Origin of the sequence: Dactylosporangium sp. CA-152071 (assembly GCF_050936335.1) — a bacterium.
Taxonomy (GTDB): Bacteria; Actinomycetota; Actinomycetes; order Mycobacteriales; family Micromonosporaceae; genus Dactylosporangium; species Dactylosporangium maewongense.
Map to the genome: position 1 here is coordinate 962,662 of NZ_JBNJMZ010000001.1, position 22,018 is coordinate 984,679.

At 71.9% G+C, this 22,018-nt stretch carries 14 protein-coding genes and 1 riboswitch; of the genes, 9 read left to right on the forward strand and 5 right to left on the reverse strand.

Annotated features, from left to right (window positions below):
• Positions 1 to 235: 235 nt before the first annotated feature.
• Positions 236 to 1,303, reverse strand: coding sequence for a sensor histidine kinase (locus tag ACQEVZ_RS03780; RefSeq protein WP_433361329.1), 1,068 nt, complete (start codon positions 1,301 to 1,303; stop codon positions 236 to 238).
• Between the two features lie 113 nt (positions 1,304 to 1,416).
• Here ACQEVZ_RS03780 and ACQEVZ_RS03785 point away from each other — a divergent pair, with 113 nt between their 5' ends.
• From ACQEVZ_RS03785 to ACQEVZ_RS03800, 4 genes are all read left to right on the forward strand, one after another.
• Positions 1,417 to 4,236, forward strand: a complete 2,820-nt coding sequence (locus tag ACQEVZ_RS03785) for a PAS domain S-box protein (RefSeq protein ID WP_433361332.1) — start codon at positions 1,417 to 1,419, stop codon at positions 4,234 to 4,236.
• The gene (locus ACQEVZ_RS03790) at positions 4,233 to 5,744 is read left to right on the forward strand and encodes a chemotaxis protein CheW (RefSeq protein WP_433361335.1); all 1,512 of its coding nucleotides are present in this window, start codon (positions 4,233 to 4,235) and stop codon (positions 5,742 to 5,744) included. Before ACQEVZ_RS03785 ends, ACQEVZ_RS03790 begins: the two co-directional genes overlap by 4 nt.
• Positions 5,695 to 6,459: an aminotransferase class IV gene (locus ACQEVZ_RS03795; protein ID WP_433361338.1), complete on the forward strand. Its 765-nt coding sequence runs from the start codon at positions 5,695 to 5,697 to the stop codon at positions 6,457 to 6,459. Before ACQEVZ_RS03790 ends, ACQEVZ_RS03795 begins: the two co-directional genes overlap by 50 nt.
• Positions 6,460 to 6,552: 93 nt before the next feature.
• On the forward strand, positions 6,553 to 8,553 hold the full coding sequence (locus ACQEVZ_RS03800; RefSeq protein WP_433361341.1) for an MMPL family transporter: 2,001 nt from the start codon (positions 6,553 to 6,555) through the stop codon (positions 8,551 to 8,553).
• A 179-nt stretch (positions 8,554 to 8,732) separates the two neighbouring features.
• Here the strand turns inward: ACQEVZ_RS03800 and ACQEVZ_RS03805 are convergent, their stop codons facing one another.
• Both ACQEVZ_RS03805 and ACQEVZ_RS03810 read right to left on the reverse strand, forming a co-directional pair.
• Entirely contained in the window at positions 8,733 to 10,925 is a 2,193-nt protein-coding gene (locus tag ACQEVZ_RS03805; protein ID WP_433361344.1) for a discoidin domain-containing protein, read from the reverse strand.
• Positions 10,926 to 11,090: 165 nt separating this feature from the next.
• Complete coding sequence (locus ACQEVZ_RS03810) at positions 11,091 to 11,216, reverse strand: hypothetical protein (RefSeq protein WP_433361347.1); 126 nt, start codon at positions 11,214 to 11,216, stop codon at positions 11,091 to 11,093.
• Positions 11,217 to 11,225: 9 nt separating this feature from the next.
• Here ACQEVZ_RS03810 and ACQEVZ_RS03815 point away from each other — a divergent pair, with 9 nt between their 5' ends.
• The 4 genes from ACQEVZ_RS03815 to ACQEVZ_RS03830 all read left to right on the forward strand — a co-directional run bounded on the left by ACQEVZ_RS03815 (position 11,226) and on the right by ACQEVZ_RS03830 (position 14,699).
• The gene (locus tag ACQEVZ_RS03815) at positions 11,226 to 12,062 is read left to right on the forward strand and encodes a hypothetical protein (RefSeq protein WP_433361350.1); all 837 of its coding nucleotides are present in this window, start codon (positions 11,226 to 11,228) and stop codon (positions 12,060 to 12,062) included.
• Positions 12,063 to 12,098: 36 nt separating this feature from the next.
• A complete protein-coding gene (locus tag ACQEVZ_RS03820) occupies positions 12,099 to 13,283 on the forward strand; it encodes a HEAT repeat domain-containing protein (RefSeq protein WP_433361353.1) in 1,185 nt (394 codons plus the stop codon).
• 5 nt (positions 13,284 to 13,288) lie between these two features.
• Positions 13,289 to 13,669 (forward strand): VOC family protein, encoded by a 381-nt coding sequence (locus tag ACQEVZ_RS03825; protein ID WP_344505645.1) that lies wholly within the window; start codon positions 13,289 to 13,291, stop codon positions 13,667 to 13,669.
• 112 nt (positions 13,670 to 13,781) lie between these two features.
• Complete coding sequence (locus ACQEVZ_RS03830) at positions 13,782 to 14,699, forward strand: Ppx/GppA phosphatase family protein (protein ID WP_433361356.1); 918 nt, start codon at positions 13,782 to 13,784, stop codon at positions 14,697 to 14,699.
• A 370-nt stretch (positions 14,700 to 15,069) separates the two neighbouring features.
• Here ACQEVZ_RS03830 and ACQEVZ_RS03835 read toward each other — a convergent pair whose 3' ends face one another.
• Positions 15,070 to 16,122 (reverse strand): DUF2855 family protein, encoded by a 1,053-nt coding sequence (locus ACQEVZ_RS03835; protein WP_433361359.1) that lies wholly within the window; start codon positions 16,120 to 16,122, stop codon positions 15,070 to 15,072.
• Positions 16,123 to 16,283: 161 nt separating this feature from the next.
• Positions 16,284 to 19,022 carry a beta-L-arabinofuranosidase domain-containing protein gene (locus tag ACQEVZ_RS03840; RefSeq protein WP_433361362.1) on the reverse strand — a complete coding sequence of 913 codons (2,739 nt, stop codon included), beginning with the start codon at positions 19,020 to 19,022 and terminating at the stop codon, positions 16,284 to 16,286.
• 283 nt (positions 19,023 to 19,305) lie between these two features.
• Positions 19,306 to 19,512, forward strand: a riboswitch (cobalamin riboswitch).
• Positions 19,513 to 19,687: 175 nt separating this feature from the next.
• Between ACQEVZ_RS03840 and ACQEVZ_RS03845 the strand changes: the two genes are divergently transcribed.
• The gene (locus ACQEVZ_RS03845) at positions 19,688 to 22,006 is read left to right on the forward strand and encodes a ribonucleoside-diphosphate reductase subunit alpha (protein WP_433376611.1); all 2,319 of its coding nucleotides are present in this window, start codon (positions 19,688 to 19,690) and stop codon (positions 22,004 to 22,006) included.
• Positions 22,007 to 22,018: the final 12 nt, after the last annotated feature.

The following is a 22,018-nucleotide window of genomic DNA, read 5'->3' on the forward strand; positions in this document are numbered from 1 at the left end:
GCGGCCACGACACCCGGCGGGCAGCACGGCCACCGCAGCGCCCCGGCGGCCGATCCGGGCAGGTCATCGCCGTCTGTACCGGCAACGCCACCGGACGCGACGGCACCCGGCCGCCAGGACGGCGACACGCGCACGCCGCCGCACACGACCCGGCGCGACGACTTCCGGGGCCGGCCCGAGACCCCTCCGTCCGGGATCGAGGCCGCCGCCGGCGCGGCCGTGGGGCGCACGCGGGTCAACCGGTCACGGCCGGCAGCAGCGCGGACACCTCGAAGCCCGGGCCGGGCTCGGCGGGCCCGGTCCGCAGGGTGCCGCCGGCCGCCGCGACCCGCTCCGCCATCCCGGACAGGCCGTGGCCGCCGGGTTTGGGGGTGCCGCCGCGGCCGTCGTCGCGGATCCGGACGCGTAAGGACGGGCCTTCCGCCGCCAGCTCCACGGCGACATGACGCGCACCGGCGTGCTTGACCGCGTTGGTGAGGGCCTCCTGCACGACCCGGAACGCGGTCGCGCCGACCTCGGCCGGTACAGGCGGGACGGCGTCGCGGGTGAGGGTGACGTCGAGGCCGGTCCGGCGGGCGCGCTCGACCAGCGACGGGACGGCGTCGAGGCCGGGCGTCTCGGGGCGCTCGTCGCGCAGGACGCCGAGGGCGTGGCGCAGCTGCACGAGCGCCTCGCGGCCGGTGCCGGCGATCGCGTCGAACGCCGCCTCGGCGCGCACCGCGTCGGTGCGCACGACCGACGCGCCGCCCTCGGCCTGCACGACCATCAGGCCGACGGAGTGGGCGAGGACGTCGTGCATGTCGCGGGCTATCCGCGCCCGCTCGGCGGTGGCCGCGCCGGCCTGCTCCTCGGTGAGGCGCAGCGTGCGCTCCTCCAGGAACGCGATCCGGTCGCGGCGGGCCCGCATGCCGGTGCCGAGCGCATAGGCGGCGACGAACATCATCCCGACATAGGCGAAGGACGGCGGGCTCTCCTGCGGCACGACGAGGGACACGGTGACCCCGATGGCGGTGCCGGCGGCGGCGAACAGCCGCCATCCGGGCGTGGCGAGCTCGGCCCACGTGTAGGTGGCCACGAGCTGGCCATAGGGCTGGTCGAACAGGTGGTCGGTGACCGAGAGCCAGGTGGTGCCGACGCCACAGGCGAGCGCGACGAGGATCGGGGCCTGCCGGCGCCACAGCAGCGGCACGGACGCGACCAGGGCCAGCGCGACGTCCAGGGTCGTGCCCCACAGCACCGCCGGATACACGCCGGCGGCGGTGACCGCGACGGTGATCAGGATGTCCACGGCCCGGATGCGCATGGCAGCCATTGTCAACGGCGCCCGGTCCGGGCGCCTCAGTCGTAAGAATGGTTCCTCTCAAGGCGGGTGGGCGGCGGCCGAAGATCAGGTCGAAGCGCACCCGAGGAGCAACCGTGCCGGAACCGATCAGCCTCGTGAACGACAGCCACACGCCGGCGCTCGCGGAGGCATCACTGAGCCTGCTGGTGCAGGAACGCATGATCGTCGTGCTGAACGCGAAGAACGGCACGGTCACGTCCGTGAACGACCGGGTGCTGGAGACGACCGACCTGCCGCCGGCGGACCTGGCCGGCAAGCGGCTGGAGGAGGTCTGGCACCTGCAGTCGCAGATCATGGACCAGCTCCTGGACAGCGCGCGGGCGGGGCGGTTCCTGGAGCAGGTGACGTCGATCGTCGACAGCGGCGGGCGGCAGCGGTGGCTGCGGTTCAACAGCGGGCCGGTGCGCGGCGCGGGCAGGGAGCCGGACGCGATCCTGCTCACCGCGTACGACATCACCGACGACCGGCGCGTCCTGGCGGAGCTGCGCGGGCGCTACACGGCGGTCGACCGGGCGCAGGCGGTGGTCGAGTTCGACCTCAACGGCGAGGTCATCGGCGCCAACGAGAACTTCCTGAACCTGACCGGCTACTCGCTCGGTGACGTGGTCGGCAGGCACCACCGGATGTTCGTCGACGAGGCGTTCGCCAACAGCGCCGAGTACGGCAAGTTCTGGGAGCGGCTGGTCCGTGGGGAGCCGGAGAGCGGGGAGTTCAAGCGGGTCGGGCGCGGCGGCCGGGAGGTGTGGCTGCGGGCGAGCTACAACCCGATCCTCGACCTGGAGGGCCGCCCGTACAAGATCATCAAGTACGCGATGGACGTGACCGACCAGAAGCTGCGTACGGTCGAGTTCGAGGGCAAGGTCGCCGCGGTCGACCGGGCGCAGGCGGTCATCGAGTTCGAGCTCGACGGCACGATCCGGCAGGTCAACAAGCACTTCCTCGACGCCACCGGCTACACCGCCGACGAGCTGATCGGGCAGCACCACAAGATGCTGGTCCCCGAGGACGAGGCCCGTGGCACCGGCTACCGCAACTTCTGGCAGAAGCTCGCCAAGGGCCGCTACGAGGCCGGCGAGTACCGGCGGATCGGCAAGAACGGCCGGGAGGTGTGGCTGCAGGCGTCCTACAACCCGATCCTCGACCTGGAGGGCCGCCCGTACAAGATCGTCAAGTACGCCACCGACATCACCGCATCGAAGCACCGCAACGCCGAGTACGAGGGCAAGGTCACCGCGATCGACCGGGCGCAGGCGGTCATCGAGTTCGACCTCGACGGCACGATCGTCGACGCGAACCGCAACTTCCTGCACCTCACCGGCTACACCAACGTCGACGAGGTGCGCGGCAGGCACCACCGGATGTTCGTCGACCCGGCGCAGGTCGGCGGCGACGAGTACCGGGTGTTCTGGGAGGCCCTCTCGCGCGGCGAGTTCCAGACCGGCGAGTACAAGCGGATCGGCAAGGGCGGCAAGGAGGTGTGGCTGCAGGCGACGTACAACCCGATCTTCGACCTGGAGGGCCATCCTTACAAGATCGTCAAGTACGCCACCGACATCACCGCGCAGAAGTCGCGCAACGCCGAGTTCGAAGGCAAGGTGGCGGCGTTGAACCGGGCCCAGGCGGTCATCGAGTTCGACCCCAAGGGCATCGTCCTGGACGCCAACCGCAACTTCCTGGACCTGTTCGGCTACACCATCGACGACCTGCGCGGCAAGCATCACCGGATCTTCGTCGAGCCCGCGGAGGCGGCCTCCGAGCAGTACGAGGAGTTCTGGGGACGGCTGCGCCGCGGCGAGTACGACACCGGCGAATACAAGCGGGTCGCCAAGGACGGCCGGGAGATCTGGATCCAGGCGTCCTACAACCCGATCCTCGACCTCGACGGCCAGCCGTACAAGATCGTGAAGTTCGCGGCGGACGTGACGGAGTCGCGGCTGCGCAACGCCGAGTTCGAGGGCAAGGTCACCGCGATGGACCGGGCGCAGGCGGTCGCCGAGTTCGACCTCGAGGGCAACATCCTGACCGCCAACGACAACTTCCTGCGCACCATGGGCTACACGCTGCGCGAGATCGTGACGCAGCACCACAGCATGTTCTGCACCCAGGACTACATCACCTCGCCGGAGTACCGGGACTTCTGGCTGCGGCTGAGCCGCGGCGAGTTCCTCGCGGGCCGGTTCCACCGGGTCGGCAAGTACGGCCGCGACGTGTACCTGCAGGCCACGTACAACCCGATCTTCAACCTCAAGGGCGAGCCGGTGAAGGTCGTCAAGTACGCGCAGGACATCACCGAGCAGATCACCCTGGAGCACCGGCTCACCACGAAGACCAGGGAGATGAGCGGCGCCATCGACGACCTGTCGACGTCGATCGCGCAGATCGTCGGCAACGCCGGCCACGCCAGCGAGCTGGCCGGGCAGACCCAGTCCAACGCGCAGCGCGGCTTCGAGGAGCTGCGCAAGTCGATCGACGCCATCGACCTGATGGAGCGCTCCTCCGACCAGATCGCGGCGATCGTGCAGGTCATCGGCGAGATCGCGTCGCAGACGAACCTGCTGGCGTTCAACGCCTCGATCGAGGCGGCCCGCGCCGGGGAGCACGGCGTCGGGTTCTCCGTCGTCGCCGGTGAGGTGCGCAAGCTGGCCGAGCGGTCCTCGGAGTCGGCGCGGGAGATCAGCCGGCTCATCGTGGAGTCGGCGACCCGGATCAACCAGGGCGCGCAGGTGGCGCACCGGGCTCAGGACGCGTTCGAGGAGATCCTGCGCAGCGTCGGCAAGACCTCCGAGTCGATCCACCAGATCGTCACGTCGACCCGCCACCAGCAGGAGACGTCGAAGACCGTGAACACCCTGATCGGCGACCTGATCGGCGCCGCGCCCACCGAACGGTCATGACCGGGACCCTCTACGGGGTGTTCACCGTCGCCGACGTGCAGGTGGCGCTGCCGCTGTCGGAGCTGCGCGAGGTGATCCCGTGCCCCGCCGCGTTCGACCCGCTGCTCGCCGTCGCACCCGGCCTCGTCGGCGCCGTCAACCTGCGTCACCAGGTGATCCCGGTGCTGGACCTGCGGCTGCTGCTGGGCCGCCGGGAGGCCACCGGCGCCGAGGTCGTCGTGGTCGTCACCTACGACGGGTCGGTGTTCGGCCTGCTCGCCAACGTGGTCCGCGGCGTCGTCCTCATCGAGGACGACGCGCACCTGGACATCAGCGTCAACGCCGACCTGCCGCTGTTCAGCCGCACGTTCGAGCGGCCCGACGACAGCGCCGTCGTCAGCGTCCTGGACTGCGCCGCGGTGAGGCACACCCCGGGCATGGTCCTCGCCGCCGACACCGGCGGGCCGAGCGGCGCGGTCGCCCAGGCGCAGCAGGCGGCGGCGGGGATCTCCGCCGGCGGCCGGCGCATGATGATGCTGCTGCGCTGCGGCGAGATCGGCCTGGCCGTCGACGTGTCGCACATCCACTCGGTGGTGCCGGAGCTGGTGCTCAAGTCCTCGCCGCTGGACGGCCCCACGATCCACGGCGTCGTCCAGCTCGGCGACCGGTTCGTGCCGACGGTCGACACCCTCGCCGTGCTGGGCCTCGGCGCGCTCACCCCGGTCGACGTCAAGCGCGGCGTGTCGCTGTCGTTCGAGCGGGGGCTGCTCGCGTTCGCCGTCACGGAGGTCGTCAGCATCATCGCCGTGCCGGACGCCGACGTGCTCCCGATGCCCGGGTTCGGCCTGCCCGCCGCGGGCCACGCCATCGGGATCCTGCCCGGCCAGGAGGGCGGCTCCTACCTGGTGCTCGACGGCGCGGCGCTGCGGGCGGACGAGGACCTCGGCACGATCGCCGCGCTCGGCACCCCCGTCGGTGGCGCGCCGCCCGTGACCCGCGTCGCCGAGCGCCCCGAGGCGGCCGACCCGCGCTTCGACGGCCGCGCGATCGAGACCAGCGTGCGGAAGTTCCTCACGTACGACGCCGGCGTCGAGCTCGCCACGCCGCTGACCCAGATCAGCGAGATCGTGCCGTACCCCGCCGACGTCATCCCCTTCGTCGGCGGGGGCCCGCTGCGCGGCGTCTTCACCCACCAGCGGGCGTCGGTGCCGCTGTTCTGCCTGACCGGCCTGCTCGGCGGGCACCTCGAGGTCGACGAGGCGACCGCCCGGGTACTGCTCGTCGAGGCCGGCGACGCCCGCGCCGGCTTCATCGTGCCGCAGCTGCGCGCCATCGAGGAGTCCGCGTGGGAGGAGCGCCGGACCGGCACCGACCCCGGCGCGCCCGTCAGCCTCGCCGGCAGCCCGCTGGTGAAGATCGACGGCCGGATGCTGCCCCGCATCGATCTGGAGCAGGTCCTGCGGACTATGGTGGGCGATCATGGACGGTCTGATCCGGCTGGAGATCGACGGGCACTCGCCAACGCCTGAGGAGCTGTACTTCCCGACGCTGGTCAACTACGGGCACCTGACCGCGCTGCAGGTCCGCTCCGGCCGCGTGCAGGGCCTCGGCCTGCACCTGAGCCGCCTGGCGTCGGCGTCGCTCGCCCTGTTCGACACCGCCCTGGAGCCGGAGCACGCCCGCTCGCTGCTGCGCCACGCCGTCCGCGACACCCCGGACGCCGCCGTGCGGGTCAACGTCTATCAACCGAGCCCGGGCGGCCCGCTGTCGGTGCTCGTCGCCGTCCGCCCGCCCGCCTACCCGTCACCCACGCCGCTGCGGCTGATGTCCGTGCCGTACCAGCGCCCGGTCGCGCACATCAAGCACCTCGGCGGCTTCGGCCAGATCTACTGGGGCAGGGCCGCCGTCGAGCACGGCTTCGACGACGCGCTGCTCACCACCCCCGAGGGCGAGATCACCGAGGCGGCGGTCCACAACATCGCGTTCTTCGACGGCACGCACGTCGTCTGGCCGGACGCCCCCGCGCTGCCGGGCATCACGATGCAGCTCCTCGAACCGCTCCTGCCCTCCCGCCGCGCCACCGTCACCCTCGAGGACCTGCCGCTCTACACCGCCGCGTTCGTCACCAACTCCATCGGCGTCACCGCCGTCTCAGCCGTCGACGAGCACGTCTTCGCCGTCGACGAGACCCTCATGGCCGGCGTACGGCAGACGCTGCAGGACGTCCCCTGGGACGAGCTCTGACGCCGCCTCACTCCTAAGAGGGAGGGCGAAGACCGCTCCCCACGGCGAGGTGCCGGCACGGTCACCGCGACCAATATCGTCGGCATGTTCCGGATGTTGACAGCGCTGGCGTTGCGCCGGCCCGTGATGGTCATCGTGTTCTGGGTGGCGGTCGTCGCCGTGGGGTTCGGCGTCGGCGGCGGGGTGTTCATGAAGCTGACCGCGCAGGTCGCGACCGTGCCCGGGTCGGAGACCGAGCGGGCCCTGAAGCTGCGGGACGAGGCCGCCGGGCCGCAGCCGGCGCAGCTGACGGTGGTGGCGACCGGTGGGGTGGACCTGACGGCGGCGCTCGCCGACGTGCGGGGGTTCGACGGGGTCAGCCAGGTCGGTGCGCCGCTGCCGGCCACCGACGGTCAGGCGACGCTGCTGCAGGTGACGGTCAAGGACGCCGTGGTGGCGCAGAAGGTCGCGGACCGGCTGCGGTCGGCGGACGTGACCGTCACCGGCGGGATGCTCACCGACGCGGAGTTCGGCGGGCAGGCCCAGTCCGACGTGCAGCGGGCCGAGCTCTACACGATGCCGGTCGTGCTGGTGCTGCTCGTGGTGGTGTTCGGCGGGCTGCTCGCCGGGGCGATGCCGCTGCTGGTCGCGCTCGCCGGGATCGGCGGCACGTTCGGGCTGCTCTACGCCCTCAGTTTCGGCACCGACATCTCCGTCTACGCGATCCAGGTCGCCACGATGCTCAGCGTCGGTCTCGCCGTCGACTACGGGCTGCTGCTGATCAGCCGGTTCCGGACCGAGCGCGCGAACACCGGCGACGTCAAGGAGGCGCTCGCCGCGGCCGTGGACAAGGCGGGCCGCACGATCGCGGTCACCGGCCTGACGGTCGCCGCCAGCCTGCTGGGGCTCGCCGTGTTCCCCGACGCGTTCCTGCGGTCGATGGGTCTCGCCGGTACCGGCGTCGTGCTGGTCAACATGGTCGCGGTGCTCACGCTGCTGCCGGCGGTGCTGGCGCTCGTCGGCCGGCGGGTCAAGCCCGCGAAGCCCCGAACGGGCGACGGCGTCTTCGGCAGGATCGCGGTCGCCGTGCAGCGCCGGCCGCTGCTGACCACCGTGGTGACCGCGGCCGGGCTGCTCGCCCTGGCCGTCCCGGCCCTGGACATGCGCCTGGGCAACAGCGACGCGCGGGCGCTGCCGGCCTCGACGCAGACCCGGCAGCAGCACGACCAGCTGGCCGCGCACTTCCCCGAGCTCGTCGGGCCGGGCGACATCGTCGCCGTGGTCCGCGCCTCCGCCACCGACCCGGCGACAGTGCAGTTCGCCGAGCGCGTCCGGGCGGTCCCGGGCGTGACGAAGGTCGAGGTCGAGCCCCTGTCGGCGACGGTCGCTCTGGTACGGGCCGCGCCCGCCCACCGCCCCGAGACCCCGGAGGGCCGGGCGACGGTGAACGCGGTGCGGGACGTGCCGGCGCCGTTCGAGGTGCTCGTGACCGGCGCCGCGGCCCAGCTCGTCGACTACCGGGGGATGCTGGCCGACTACGGCCCGATCGCCGCGCTGGTGGTGGTCGCGGCGACGATCGCGCTGCTGGCCGCGTTCACCCGGTCGGTCCTGCTGCCGGTGAAGGCGGTCGTCACCAGCGTCCTGAGCATCGGCGCCGCGCTGGGCGTGGTGACGCTGGTGTTCCAGGAGCGTGGCGACCTCGGCATGATCGACCTGACCGTGCCGGTCCTGGTGGCGGCGATCGCGTTCGGCCTGTCGGTCGACTACGAGGTGTTCCTGCTCGCCCGCATCCGCGAGCACCGGCTCACCGGCGCGGACTCCCGCCGGTCGGTGGCGGTCGGGCTGCAGGAGACCGGCCGGATCGTCACGTCGGCGGCGCTGCTGCTCGTGGTGGTGTTCGCCGGGTTCCTGGTCGGCGGGTTCGCCCCGATCCGGGAGATCGGCCTGGGCCTGGTCGTGGCGATCGTGCTGGACGCGACCGTGGTCCGGATGCTGCTGGTCCCGGCGACGATGACCCTGCTCGGGAAGGCCGCCTGGTGGCCCGGCCGGGTCCCGCCCGCGGTCACCGCCGTCCAGGAGGACGTCCGTACACCGGCGGCGGCAGCGACAAGGTAGGCCTGACCCGACTTGAATGGGCCCGCCCGGCGCTCCCATGCCGGACGGGCCCTGTCTGCGCGGTCATGAGGAACCTGCCCGGGCCGGTGGCGGCCGGCCCGGGCAAGCCTGCTGAGAGCGCTCTCACAGTGTTGTACGTCGATGGAGCGGAAATGTCAAACGGTGTTAACAGAAATCGGTCACGGGAAGCTGACCAGGTACACGGGGACCGTGTTCTGCCCCTGCGCCGGGCCGCCGGTGGTGTTGATGACGTGGGCGATCGTGCCCTTGCCGCCGAGTGAGACCGTGAGCAGGTCGTGGAACTTCACGCCGGCGGTGACCGGGGTCTCGAAGCCGTGCTCGGCGACGATCGTGGAGTCCACGTTGAAGTTGCAGTAGCTGCCCATCCCCCACGCCTCGTGGGTCGTCACACTGTTCGCCACCTTGTACGCGGCGTAGCCGCGCGCCCCGGTCCGCCAGGCGGACTGGCTCGGCGGGTCGTACGGCATCTCGTTCTGGAAGAAGATCGTCCGGCCGCCCTGACCGTTCCAGACCACCTCGTCCTTCTGGTAGTGCTCGACGAACAGGCCGTAGGCGGAGACGTCGTCGCCGTTGACGATCAGCCCGGTGTCGGCGGTGTTGACGGTCCAGCCCACGCCGGCGCCGTGGTCGGCGCGCCAGGCCCAGATGTGGTCGATGATCGTGTTGTCGGAGTTGACCACCAGGCTGTTGGTCGCCTTGCCGGGGCCGGCGCCGCCGATGCGGAAGAACACGTCCTGCACGGTGGTCGGATTGGTGGCGTGGCTCGCGCCCGAGCCGGCCGGACCGATCGTGAGCAGCGTGTCGGAGTTGGCCGTGCCGGCGTCGAAGAGCACCCCGGCGATCTTCACCCCGTCGACGTCGGCGACGGTCATCGCGTTGACCCCGTTGTCCGGGATGAGTGTCGGGTACCCCTCACCCAGGATGACCGTGTTGGGGTTGGTCACGTTGAGCGTCTGGTTCAGGTGGTAGATGCCCGGGGTGAAGAACAGGTGCCGGCCGCAGGCGAGGGCCGCGTTGATCGACGCGGCGGTCGCGCCGGGCTGCACGACGTAGAAGCTGCTCAGCGGGATCGACGTGCCCGGCGTCGAGCCGCCCGACCAGGTGGTGCCGGCCGCGTTGGTGCGCAGGTTCGGCACGAACACGTTGTAGGCGCCGCCCGACTGGTACAGGTAGGGCTTCTCCCGGATCACCGGGGTGGTGGGCAGGACGGTGTAGGGCGGGCTCGGGAAGCTGTTCGCCGGGGCGCCCTGCACGCCGGAGAACACCATGTTCCACACGCCGTTGACCCAGCCGCCGATCGAGCTGTCGCGGGTGTACCACTGCTGCTGCGAATACGGCCCGACGCTGCCGTCGACCTTGCTGTCGGCGATGTAGCCGCCGCTGGCCCAGCCGTAGCCGTTGGGGGCCAGGTTGAGCTTGCCGCGGATGTGCACCCGCCGCATCGGCGCGGCCTGCGCCACCGCCCACCGGTCACCGTTGTTGGCGTTGCTCGGCACGATCGACAGGTTCTCGATCGAGCGCCAGAAGTTCTGCGTCGCGTTGCCGCCGAACCAGCCCGCGTCCACCGTCACGTCGCCGTTGATGACGACGTCGTCCGGGTCGCGACCCAGGCCGATCACGGAGGTGTAGAAGCCCGTGTTGACGTTGATGCCACTGTACGTGCCGGGCTGGAACGCCAGCACGTAGCGCTGCGCACCGAACTGGTTGGACTCCTGCGCCGTGAAGACCTCGTCGACGCGGGCCTGGATGGTGCTCGCCGGCATCGACGGGTCGAACACGATGAAGTTCGGCGGCAGGGTCGGGTTCGCCGGCGGCGGCGTCGGGCAGACCGGCGGCTCGACCGGTGTGCCGCTGTAGACCGCGAGCTCCTTGATGGAGTAGCCGTAGTTGTTGGCCCGCTGCGTGCCGTACACGCGCAGGTAGCGGCCGCTGCCACTGACGGTGAGCGTCTGCGTGCCGCCGGTGCTGGTGGTGGTCGAGTAGATCGAGGTCCAGCTGCCGGCCGCGCCGGTCGGCGACACCTCGACGCTGAACGCCCTGGCGTAGGACGTCTGCCAGGTGATGACGACCTGGCAGACGTCGGTGACCGCGCCGAGGTCGACCTGCAACCACTGCGGGTCACTGAAGGCGCTGGACCACCGGGTCGCGGTGTTGCCGTCGACGGCCTTGTTGGGGGTCAGGTTGCCGTTCTCGTTGGACGAGGAGGTGGCGGGCTTGTTGAGCGCGACGTTGGTCGTGCCGCAGGCGGCGTGCGCCGCGCCCGCGGTGGCACCGATGACGGCGACCGCGCCGCCGAGCATGAGCACCGCACTGAGCAGGGCTTTCGTCGCTCTGCTGGGGGCATGGGGCATTGATGCATCTCCCTCGGTTGGCGGGGGTGGGGACATGTGCCTCGGACGGTAGTGACGCCCCGACAGCGGCGGCAATCGTTTGCCATCCACTTGCCAAACTCGATCTTCGCCGGTCACGTTGAGTCAGAAACCTGACGAACCGGCACCGAGATGGGGACCCGGGTGTCACTCGGCGCGGCGGATGCCTACGCTCACCTGCGAATGCTTCTCCGGGGAGGAAGACAGATGGCCGTTCACGTCGACCTGCAGGCAACGCCCGAGGTACTCCGCCAACGCCTGTATGACGGTCACCTTCTGGTCATGACGAAGCTGCCGTCCGTGGCGAAGTTCGTCGACCACGCCCGGCAGCAACTGACCGAGCTCTTCGCGCCGCACGACCCGGAGCACGCCCACGAGCACTTCGAGCCGGCCGCGATGGCCACCCTGCTCGGGCCGTGGAAGCCCCGGTTCATCCACGACGAGCGGTCCAAGAAGCTGGTCCGCAACATCATCGAGGAGGCCGGCTTCACCGCCGAGGAGACCCACTTCGACGTGCCGAAGCCCCGCACCTCGTTCCCCGTCGGCCACCTGACCACGGGCGTCGCGTTCGCCTTCCCGTGGCACCGCGACGTCTGGTACTCAGCGCCGAACCAGCAGCTCAACTGGTGGCTGCCGATCTTCCCGGCCCGCGACACCAACGCGATGTCCTTCGACCTCGACCGCTTCAACGCGCCGGTCGCCAACAACTCCGGCGACTTCGACTACTACGCCAACAACGTCGGCCGGCTCACCACCGCCGCGTCGGTCAAGCGGGAGGCCCAGGTCCGCCCCGGCGCCACCGACCACAACCCGCCCAACGAGCTGGTCGTGCTGCCCGCGCCCGGCCAGGTGCTGCTGTTCTCCGGCGCCCACCTGCACCGCTCGACCCCGAACACGTCGGGCCTCGCCCGCTACAGCGTCGACTTCCGCACGGTGCACGTCCCCGACGTCGTCGCCCGCCGCGGCGCGCCGCTCGCCGACACGTACTGCACCGGCACCGCGATCCGCGACTTCGTCAACGTCGCCGACGAGACCCGCTTCGACGAGGCCACCGTCCGCTCCATCTACGGCGAGCCCCCGGCGGACGCGATGCTCGCCTTCGAGGCCCCGAAGGCCTGACGCGCGACCCACCCCCGTTGTGGCAGGGTGGCGCGGGTGACCGACGCCCGGGCCGCCCTCGCCACCGTGCTCCGCCACGCGGCCGCCGAGTTCGCGGAGCTCACGAACGGCCCGCTGGACGCCGATCCCGTGGAGGCTGGCGCCCTGGCGGCGGCCCTGGACGCGCTGGCCGGGTCCGGCGACACCTCGCTGGTGCCGGAGCTGCACGCGCACCTCGCCCGGTTCCTCGACGAGGGCAACCCCGCCGGCCGGGACCTGATCGCCTCGGTGCTCGCGGCGATCGCCGGCCCGGACGCGCTGCCGGCGCTGCTGGAGGCCGCGACCCACGACCTCTGCGACAGCCAGGTGGACCTGGACAACACCATCGCCGAACTGCTGCGGGCCGACCCCTCGCGCGGGCGCCGGCTGGTGACCGAGTACGCCACCGACGGCACCGTCGAGCGGCGGGTCGGGCTGCACGCCTTCGGGCACCTGCCGGGCCCGAAGGACATCGACCTGCTCGCCGCGGCCCTCCACGACACGGACCGGTCGGTCCGGTTGAGCGCCGCCGGGCAGCTCGACCTCGCGGTGCGGCACGACGCGGCGTACGCGGCGCTGGTCGAGGCGCTGCGCAGCCCGTTCGAGGAGACCCGGGCGGCGGCGGTCGAGTCGCTGCGACGGTCCGGGCGGCCCGGCGCCGTCACCGACCTCACCCCGGCCGCCGACGACCCGTCGCCGCAGGTGCGGGCGGCGGCGGCGAACGCGCTCGGCCGGCTCGGCGGGGCCGCCGCGGTGGCCCTGCTGCGCCGCCTCGCCGACGACACCGAACGCTCCGTCCGCGAACACGCCCGGGCCGTGCTCGCCCGCCTCGACGACCTCGGCCCGCTGCTGGCGCTCGCCGCCGACCCCGCGCCCGGCAACCGGCTCTCCGCCGCCAAGGCGCTCGGCGCGGCCGTCGACGCCGATCCCCTGGCGGCGCGGCGACTCGCGGAGCTGCTGCGCGACGACGTGGCGGCGGTGCGGGCGGAGGCCGTGAGCGCGCTGTTCGCGACCCGGGACCGGGAGCGATGGGCACCGCTGGTGCTCGGCCTCGCCGACGACCCCGACCCCGTCGTGCGGCAGCGGGTCGCCGTCATCCTCAGCCACCTGGACCGGGTCGCGGCGGTGCCGGTGCTCAGGCGGTACATGAGCGACAAAGACCCCACGGTGCGCTGGGTCGCCTCGACGCGGCTGGCACAATGACGCGGATGCTGACAGTTGGTGCGATCGTCCTCGGCGTCGACGACGTGGCGCGGGCCACCCGCTTCTGGCAGGAGGCGGTGGGGTACCGTCGGCACGAGACCGGGTTCGGTGGTGCCGCGACGATCCTGGTGCCACCGGACGGCGTCGGCACGCCGATCGCGCTGCAGCGCAACGTCACTCCCCCGCAGGCCCACCCGCGGATCCACCTGGACCTGCACGTCGCCGACGCGGCGCAGCAGTCGGCCGAGGCGGCGCGGCTGGAGTCGCTCGGCGCGTCCCGTGTGGACTGGGACAGCTTTCCGGCCGACCCCGACTTCGTGGTGCTCGCCGACCCTGACGGGAACCGGTTCTGCATCGTGAATCTGGGTCACGTTCCTTCGACGTAGTCCACAGTGGACACTGCCGCGGATCTGACTGTTGCCGGCAACAGGGTTGTGATGTTTCGGTGGGACAATGACGGGGTACCGGGCGAGCTCGCGCGGGGAGAAGGGGGAGCCGATGCGATTGGCCGTGCTTGACGTGGGCTCCAACACCGCGCACCTGCACGTGGTTGACGCCCACCCGGGAGGCCCGCCGCAGTCGGTGTTCCGGCTCAAGGCGCCGACGCTGCTCGCCGACTCCGTCGACGCGGACGGTGCGCTGTCCGACGAGGCCGTGGACCGGCTGGTGTCCGCCGTCACCGAGACCGTCGACGCGTCCCGCCGGCACGCCGTCACCGACCTGATCCCCCTCGCCACGGCGACGATCCGCGACGCCACCAACGTCGAGGAGATCCGCGACCGGGTCCGCGAGGTCACCGGCATCGAGCTGCGCTCGCTCAGCGGCGAGGACGAGGCCCGCGTGACGTTCCTCGCCGTCCGGCGCTGGCTCGGCGACTCCTCCGGCGCGCCCGGCGCACCCGCCGCCCCGCTGCTCCTGCTCGACATCGGCGGCGCGACGACCGAGATCGCGGCCGGATCCGGCGAGCAGCCCGGGTTCGCGGTGTCGCTGCCCCTCGGCGCGGCCCGCATCACCCGCACCATGCTCCCCTGCCACCCCGCCCGCCGCCGCGACGTCGAGGCCGTCCACCGGCACGTGCTGCGCTCCGTCCGGCCGTATGCGTCGGCCGTGCCCGCCGGCGCGCTGCAGGTCGCGACGTCGAAGACGTTCAAGCAGCTCGCCAGGGTCGCGGGCGCCGAGGGCCGGCTCACGCTGCGCGGCCTGCACGACTGGATCCCCCGGCTCACCGCGATGCGCCCCGAGGAGCGCGCCGCCCTGCCCGGCGTCGCCGCGAGCCGCTCCCGCCAGCTCCTCGCCGGCGCGGTCATCGCCGCCGCCACCATGGAAGCCCTCGACATCGACCACGTCGACGTCTGCCCCTGGGCCCTGCGCGAAGGCCTCCTGCTCCGCCGCATCACGGAGCTGTCCCGCTCCTGACCGGCCGGCTTCCCGGTGTCAGGCGCCTGCGCCGGTTTGGGTCGCCGGTCGGACGGCCCCGGACGTCCGAGGCGATCAGAAGCCGCCGCGGTCAAGGGGGCGAGGCCGGCCAGCGGCGGACGCGATCAGACCCCCGCGACCGAGCCCCCTCGTGACCGGAGCGCCCAGCGAGCAGAGGCCGAGGCGGTCAGGGTTGCCACGGTCAGAGCACCCGGGATCAGAGGCATCGCAGTCAGAGGCACAGGTGGTCAGGTCGGAGCAGCGGGTCCGGGGCGACAGACCTGCGGGCGGTGAGATCGAGGCACCGCTGTCCCGTGTCTGGCCTGGTTCCTCCGGGCGCCTCCCGGTGGGATCGGGTTGGCGGTGGGGATCAGAGGCGGATGATCCGGCCGGAGCGGGGGGCGGCGCGGCCGGCGAGCACGTCGAGCCAGGCGGTGCGCAGCGCCTCCGGGCCCTCGCCGGTCTCGATGTCGACCCAGCCGGCGGCGGCCGCGGCGAAGCGGCGCCACGCCTCGGCGAAGCGGCGGTCGAGGCCCTCGCGGCCCCAGTCGGCGGTCCGCTTGCGCATCTGGTCGGGGGCGAAGAAGACCTGGCCGGCGGCGTCGGCGTTCGGGATCTGGGCGGTGAGCCCGACCGCCACGTCGCGGACGAGCCGGTCGCCGAAGTGGGCGCGGACCGCCGCCCGGGTGGCGGGCGAGCCGGACAGGTCCAGGTAGACGGCGGGCACCGCGTCGAGCGTGGCGACGTCGTCGTAGGGCACGACCTGGTCGTAGCAGCCGAGCGACCCGGTGAAGGCGACGTTGCCCGGCGAGGTCAGCCCGATCACGCGAGCGCCGCGACCCCGCAGCTCGAACGCGGCGGCGTAGGCGGTCTTGCTCGACGCCGACGACAGCAGGACCGCGGCGGCGCCGTGGCAGTCGTTGTCCAGCAGCTGGTCGGCCAGCATGAACGAGGTGAAGAACAGCGGCCGGAACAGCACCAGCAGGTCCTCCTGGTCGGCGCGGTACACCGGGTCGCCCGTGGTCAGGCGGTACGCGTTGTACGGCGACGGCAGCGCGGCCCGGTGCCCGGCACCGTCGCGGAACCCGGTCCCGTCGATCCGCACCGGCCGCACGACGAGGTGACTGGCGGGTGGCAGGTAGCCGTACACGCGCTGGCCGGGCTCGACACCCGGTACCGTCGACGCCGCCACCTCCGCGAAGCCCCATAGCGGCACCAGTCCCAGGCCGGGGTCGCGATGCGGGAAGAACTCCCAGTAGCGCATCGACTCGCCGAGCACGGCGTAGGTGACGTTGTTGGCCGTCATGCCGACCCGGTCGACCCGCAGCAGCGCCTCGCCGCCGGCCAGGTCCGGCACCGGCCCTTCGGCGAGCACGGTCCGGGCGAGGTCGTCACGAGCGACGGCGAGGGTCCAGGCGGTCATGGCCGCGACGGTACGAACCGCGGCGCCACCGGGCAACGGGCCGCCGGGTGACATGGGCCATCCGGCCGCCCCGGATGCCCGCATCTCGGGTGGTGGTGAGGCGGACCCCACTGCGGCACCGACGCGTGGCCGGCACGTGCACCGGCCACGCGCGGCCACGGTCAGATGAAGCGCCAGAGGTGGTCGTTGGTGCCGTTGTCGTCCCAGATGAGGACCTGGGCGCCCTGGGCGGTGGAGGCGCCGTTGACGCCGAGGACCCGGCCGCCGTTCGCGGCCTGGATGCGGAAGTAGCCGTTCGCGCCGTACCGTAGCCGCCAACGCCGATCGGAGGACGAGGTGTCGGCGAGTTGGACGGCTCTGGCGCCGTTGGCGGTGCCGGCGTTCTCGACGCCGAGGACGAGGCCGCTGTTGGCGTTGCGGAGACGGATGTAGCCGCCGGTGTCGGCGACCGCGGTCCACAGGTGGTCGGCGGTGCCGGTGTCGCCCCACTGCAGGACGAGGGCGCCGCCGGCCGTGGACATGTTGGTGACGCCGAGGACGAGGCCGCTGCCGAGGTTCTGGATGCGGCGGGCGCCGCCGGGCAGCAGCCGCCACAGGTTGTCGGTGCTGCCGTCGTCGGTAGTCTGGACGGCCTGGCCGCCGTTGGCGGTCGAGTTGCCCAGGATGCCCAGGACCAGGCCGCTGTTGACGTTGCGGAGCTTGTGGTTGCCGTCGCCGTTGTCGACGATCGTCCAGCGGTGGTCGGCGGTGCCGTTGTCGGTCCACTGCAGGGCGACGGCGTCCGCGGCAGTGGACATGTTCTGGATGCCGAGCACCTTACCGCTGTTGAGGTTGCGGAGGCGGACGGCGGTGCCGTCGACGACGAGCTCCCAGTTGTGGTCGGCGGTGCCGTTGTCGGTCCACTGCAGTGCCAGGCCGCCGTCGGCGGTGGACATGTTCTGCACGCCGAGCACCAGGCCGCTGGCGGCGTTGACCAGCCGGTAGTTCGGCACGGAGGATGCGCCGTTGGCGCTCCAGTAGACGGTGTAGTTGAAGCCGTGCGCGTCCTGGAACGGGCCCAGGCCGACGTTCGTGCCGTTGGCGGTGGCGGTGAAGGCGAGCGAGCCGCTGCCGGTGCGGGTCACCGACGAGGTGGTGAGGGCGGGCAGCGAGGACAGCGCGGTGCTGCCGTAGTTGCCGGCGAGGACGACCGGGCCGTAGGTGACGGCGACGACGTTGGCGTTGTCGTTGGTGGGCCGGACCGCCACGGCCATCGGCAGGCGGACGGTGACGGTGTCGCCGGACGTCCACGACCGGGTCAGCGACGCGTACGTGCCGGGTGTGGTCGCGATGCTCTGCGCCGTGCCGTTGACGCTGACGGTCGCGCCCGAGGTCCACGACGGGATGCGGATCCGCATGGTCCAGGAGCCGCCGACGCTGCCGGTGACCTGCAGCGTGGTGGTGTCGCTGACCGGATACGTGGTGGTCTGCGTGACCGTGATCCCGCGCTGGCTCCAGGTGAGCACCGACGGCACGAACAGGTTCACCGTCAGCGTGGTGCCGTTGGAGAAGTAGATGGAGTCCATCAGCTTCGTGTTGGTCTCGACGCCGGTGCCCTGGCAGCACCAGAAGCTGTCGTAGTCGGTGCTCCACGTGCCGCCGCCCCACGCCGGGCCGACGCCGCGCCGGGCGCCCGCCTGCAGGCCGGTGAAGTAGGTGATGTGGCCGTGGCTGTCGGCGGGGTTCTGCGCGCCGATGAGATGGTTGAGCAGCGCCCGCTCGTAGAAGTCGAAGTAGGCGGCGTTGTTCGGGTCGAGCAGCCAGAGCTCTCTGGTGAGTTTCAGCATGTTGTACGTGTTGCACTGCTCGCACGTGTCGTTGGCCAGGTAGGAGGCGATGGCGTTGGGGGCGCGGAAGTGCTCCGCCTGGCTGTTGCCGCCGATGACGTACGTGTGGGCGTTGACGGTGATGTTCCAGGCGTTGACGGCGATGTCGCGGTACCGGGTGGTGCCGGTCGCCTTGTACTCGCGGGCGGCGCCGATCCACTTCGGCACCTGGGTGTTGGCGTGCAGCCCGTTGAGCTGGTCGGTGTTGGACGCGAGCGGGTTGAACACGGCCGCGTGGTCGAAGCGCTGGGCCGCGGTGAGCCAGCGCGCGTCGCCGGTCTGCTGGTACAGGTCGGTGAGGACCGCGTTCATGCCGCCGAACTCGACGCCCAGCGTGGTCTGCATCTGGCTCGCGCTGAGCCGGCCGGTGCGCCAGTCGGCCCAGCCCGCGAGGGCGAGGAGCACGTCACGCGCCTGGGTGCTGCCGATGTACCGCCACACGTCCAGCAGCCCGGCGAGGGTCTTGTGGATGCAGTACCAGGGGACGTTGCCGTTGCTGAGGGTGCCGGACTCCAGGGCGGTGAAGTCGGACTCCGGGAAGCCGGACAGGTAGCCGGTGCTGAAGCCGGCGGCGGCGTTGTTGGCCTGGCAGGCGGCCATCGCGGCGACCATGGCGTTGGCCTTGTCCCGGCAGGTGGTGTCGCCGAGCACGGCGTAGGCCTGTGCCCAGGCGGTCAGCAGGTGGCCTTGCATGTGGGTGCGGAACGGGAAGGTCGGCGCGTCCCAGCCGCCGGTCGCGGCGGCGCCGGCGGTGGACAGCCGGTGGTTGGCCCGGAAGTTGTAGACGAGCCGGTTGACGTCGACGAAGCGCAGGTAGGCCAGGGTCCGGTTCTGGTTGTCCAGGAAGCGGCCAGTGCTCAGCCGCACCTGCCCGAGGTCGAACGCGTAGGCCGAGACGCCGATGTCGGCGCGCGCCGGGGCGAGGGCGGCGCCCGCGGCGTTCGGGGCGCCGAGCAGGGGCGCGGCCGCCGAGGCGGCGGCGACGGCGCCGGTGGTCTGCAGCAGCCGGCGGCGGCTGACGCTGGGGTGGGGCATGGGTCTGATCCTTTCGAACCGTGACGGCGGCGGTGGATCTGTGAGCGTTAACATGCCTGCGCGACGCGAGAGCTCTGTCGGGGCAGCGGGTGAAGTGAGCGCTAACATCGCGGCGGCATGACGAGACTGCCAGAGGAATCGGCAACCTTCAAGGGCACGGGCCGGCCACACGACACGTCGGCACGGCTGTCACGGGACAGCCGCCCGCGGGATGTGAAGATCACAACACGCCGCACCGACATGTGGTGTGTGCATTTCCCGGCGACCCTAGATATGGTGCTCGACGCAGCTGGTTCGAGCCGGTCCCCCAGTGGGACCGGGTCGAGGCAAGAGGGAACCCGGTGCAAGTCCGGGACTGCCCCGCAGCGGTGAGTGGGAACGACCGCCGTCGAGCACACTGGGCCATCCGGCCTGGGAAGTGACGGCCAGTAGGCGACCATCCGTGGTCACGCCCGCGAGTCCGAAGACCTGCCAGCGCGCCACGCACACCCCGTGCGTGGCGGCTTCGAGGCCGCGCGGGACGGCCGACGCCACCATGAACGGTTCACGGACGGGCGACCCGCCGTGCGCGCCGTTCGGCGTCCCCGCGACCTCGGATCCACTGGAACGAGCTCGCGAGGAGAGAGCCAGTGACGGTCACGACGGCGCAGCCACGCCGGCCTGCGATGCGGGTCCGGAACCGCGACGGCGACCTGGAGCCGGTCGACGTCGGCAAGATCGTCAAGGCGGTCGAGCGGTGGGTCGGCGGCCTCGACGAGGTCGACCCGCTGCGGGTGGCGACCAGGACGATCAGCGGCCTGTACGACGGCGCCACCACCGCGGAGCTGGACAAGCTGTCGATCCAGACCGCCGCCGAGCTCATCGGCGAGGAGCCGCAGTATTCGAGGCTCGCGGCGCGGCTGCTCGCCGCGTACGTCGGCAAGGAGGTCCGCGGGCAGGGCGTGGCCGGCTTCAGCCAGTCGATCCGCCACGCCCACGACCTGGGGCTGATCGGCGACGAGACGGCGGCGTTCGTGGCCCGCCACGCCCGCGAGCTCGACGACGCCGTCGACCCGGACGGTGACCTGCGGTTCGAGTACTTCGGGCTGCGGACGGTCGCCGACCGGTACCTGCTGCGCCACCCGACCAGCCGCCTCGTCGTGGAGACGCCGCAGTACTGGCTGCTGCGCGTGGCCTGCGGGCTGTCGCGGACGCCGTCCGAGGCGACCGGCTTCTACCGGCTCATGTCGTCCCTGGCGTACCTGCCGAGCTCGCCGACGCTGTTCAACTCCGGCACCCGGCACACCCAGATGTCCTCCTGCTTCCTGGTCGACTCGCCCCGCGACGAGCTCGACTCGATCTACGAGCGCTACCACCAGGTCGCGAAGCTGTCGAAGTTCTCCGGCGGCATCGGCATCTCCTGGACGCGGGTCCGCGGCCGGGGCGCGCTCATCCGCGGCACCAACGGCAGGTCCAACGGGATCGTGCCGTTCCTGAAGACCCTCGACGCCGGGGTCGCGGCGGTGAACCAGGGCGGCCGGCGCAAGGGCGCCGCGTGCGTGTACCTGGAGCCGTGGCACCCGGACATCGAGGAGTTCCTGGAGCTGCGGGACAACACCGGCGAGGAGTCCCGGCGCACGCACAACCTGAACCTGGCCAACTGGATCCCGGACGAGTTCATGCGCCGGGTCGAGGCCGACGCCGACTGGTCGCTCATCGACCCGTCCGACGCGCCGGAGCTGCCCGACCTGCACGGCGAGGCGTTCGACGACGCCTACCGCGTCGCGGAGAAGCGGGCGGTCAGGACGGTCAAGGCCCGTGACCTGTATGCCCGGATGATGCGCACCCTCGCCCAGACCGGCAACGGGTGGATGACGTTCAAGGACCGCTCCAACGCGCTGTCGAACCAGACCGGGGCGCCCGGCAACACCATCCACCTGTCGAACCTGTGCACCGAGATCCTCGAGGTCAACAGCGACGACGAGACCGCCGTGTGCAACCTCGGCTCGATCAACCTCGGCGCGCACGTCACCGCCGACGGCGTCGACTGGCAGCGGCTGCGGGAGACCGTCCGCACCGCCGTCGTGTTCCTCGACCGGGTCATCGACATCAACTACTACCCGGCGGCGCAGGCCGCCGCGTCGAACCCGCGCTGGCGGCCGGTCGGCCTCGGCCTGATGGGCCTGCAGGACGCGTTCTTCACGCTCCGGCTGCCGTTCGACTCCGAGCCGGCGCGGGACCTGTCCACCCGGGTCCAGGAGGAGATCCTCCTCACCGCCGCCGAGACGTCCGCCGAGCTGGCGGAGCGGTCCGGCCCGCACCCGGCGTTCGCCGAGACCCGCGCGGCGCGCGGCGAGCTGCACCCGGACCTGTGGGGCGCCACCCCCGCACAGCCCGGGCGGTGGGCGGCGCTGCGGGCCCGGATCGCGGCGCACGGGCTGCGCAACTCGCTGCTCGTCGCGATCGCGCCGACGGCGACGATCGCCTCGATCGCCGGCTGCTACGAGTGCATCGAGCCGCAGGTGTCCAACCTGTTCAAACGCGAGACCATGTCCGGCGAGTTCCTGCAGGTCAACACCTACCTGGTCCGGGAGCTCAAGGCCCGCGGGCTGTGGACGGCCACGGTCCGCGAGCAGATCAAGCGGGCCGAAGGGTCCGTGCAGGCGGTCGACGGCCTGCCCGAGGACGTGCGTTCGCTGTTCCGCACCGCGTGGGAGCTGCCCCAGCGGGCGCTCATCGACCTCGCCGCGGCCCGCGCGCCGTACATCGACCAGTCCCAGTCGCTGAACCTGTTCATGGCCGCACCGACGATCGGCAAGCTCTCCTCGATGTACCTGCACGCCTGGAAGAGCGGCCTGAAGACCACCTACTACCTGCGGTCCCGGCCGGCGACCCGGATCCAGCAGGCGACCGTGCCGGTCCTGCCGGCGATCACCGCGGCCGCCGGCACCGACGCCGTCGCCTGCTCCCTGGAGAACCCCGAAGCCTGCGAGGCCTGCCAGTGACCGTCATTCCCG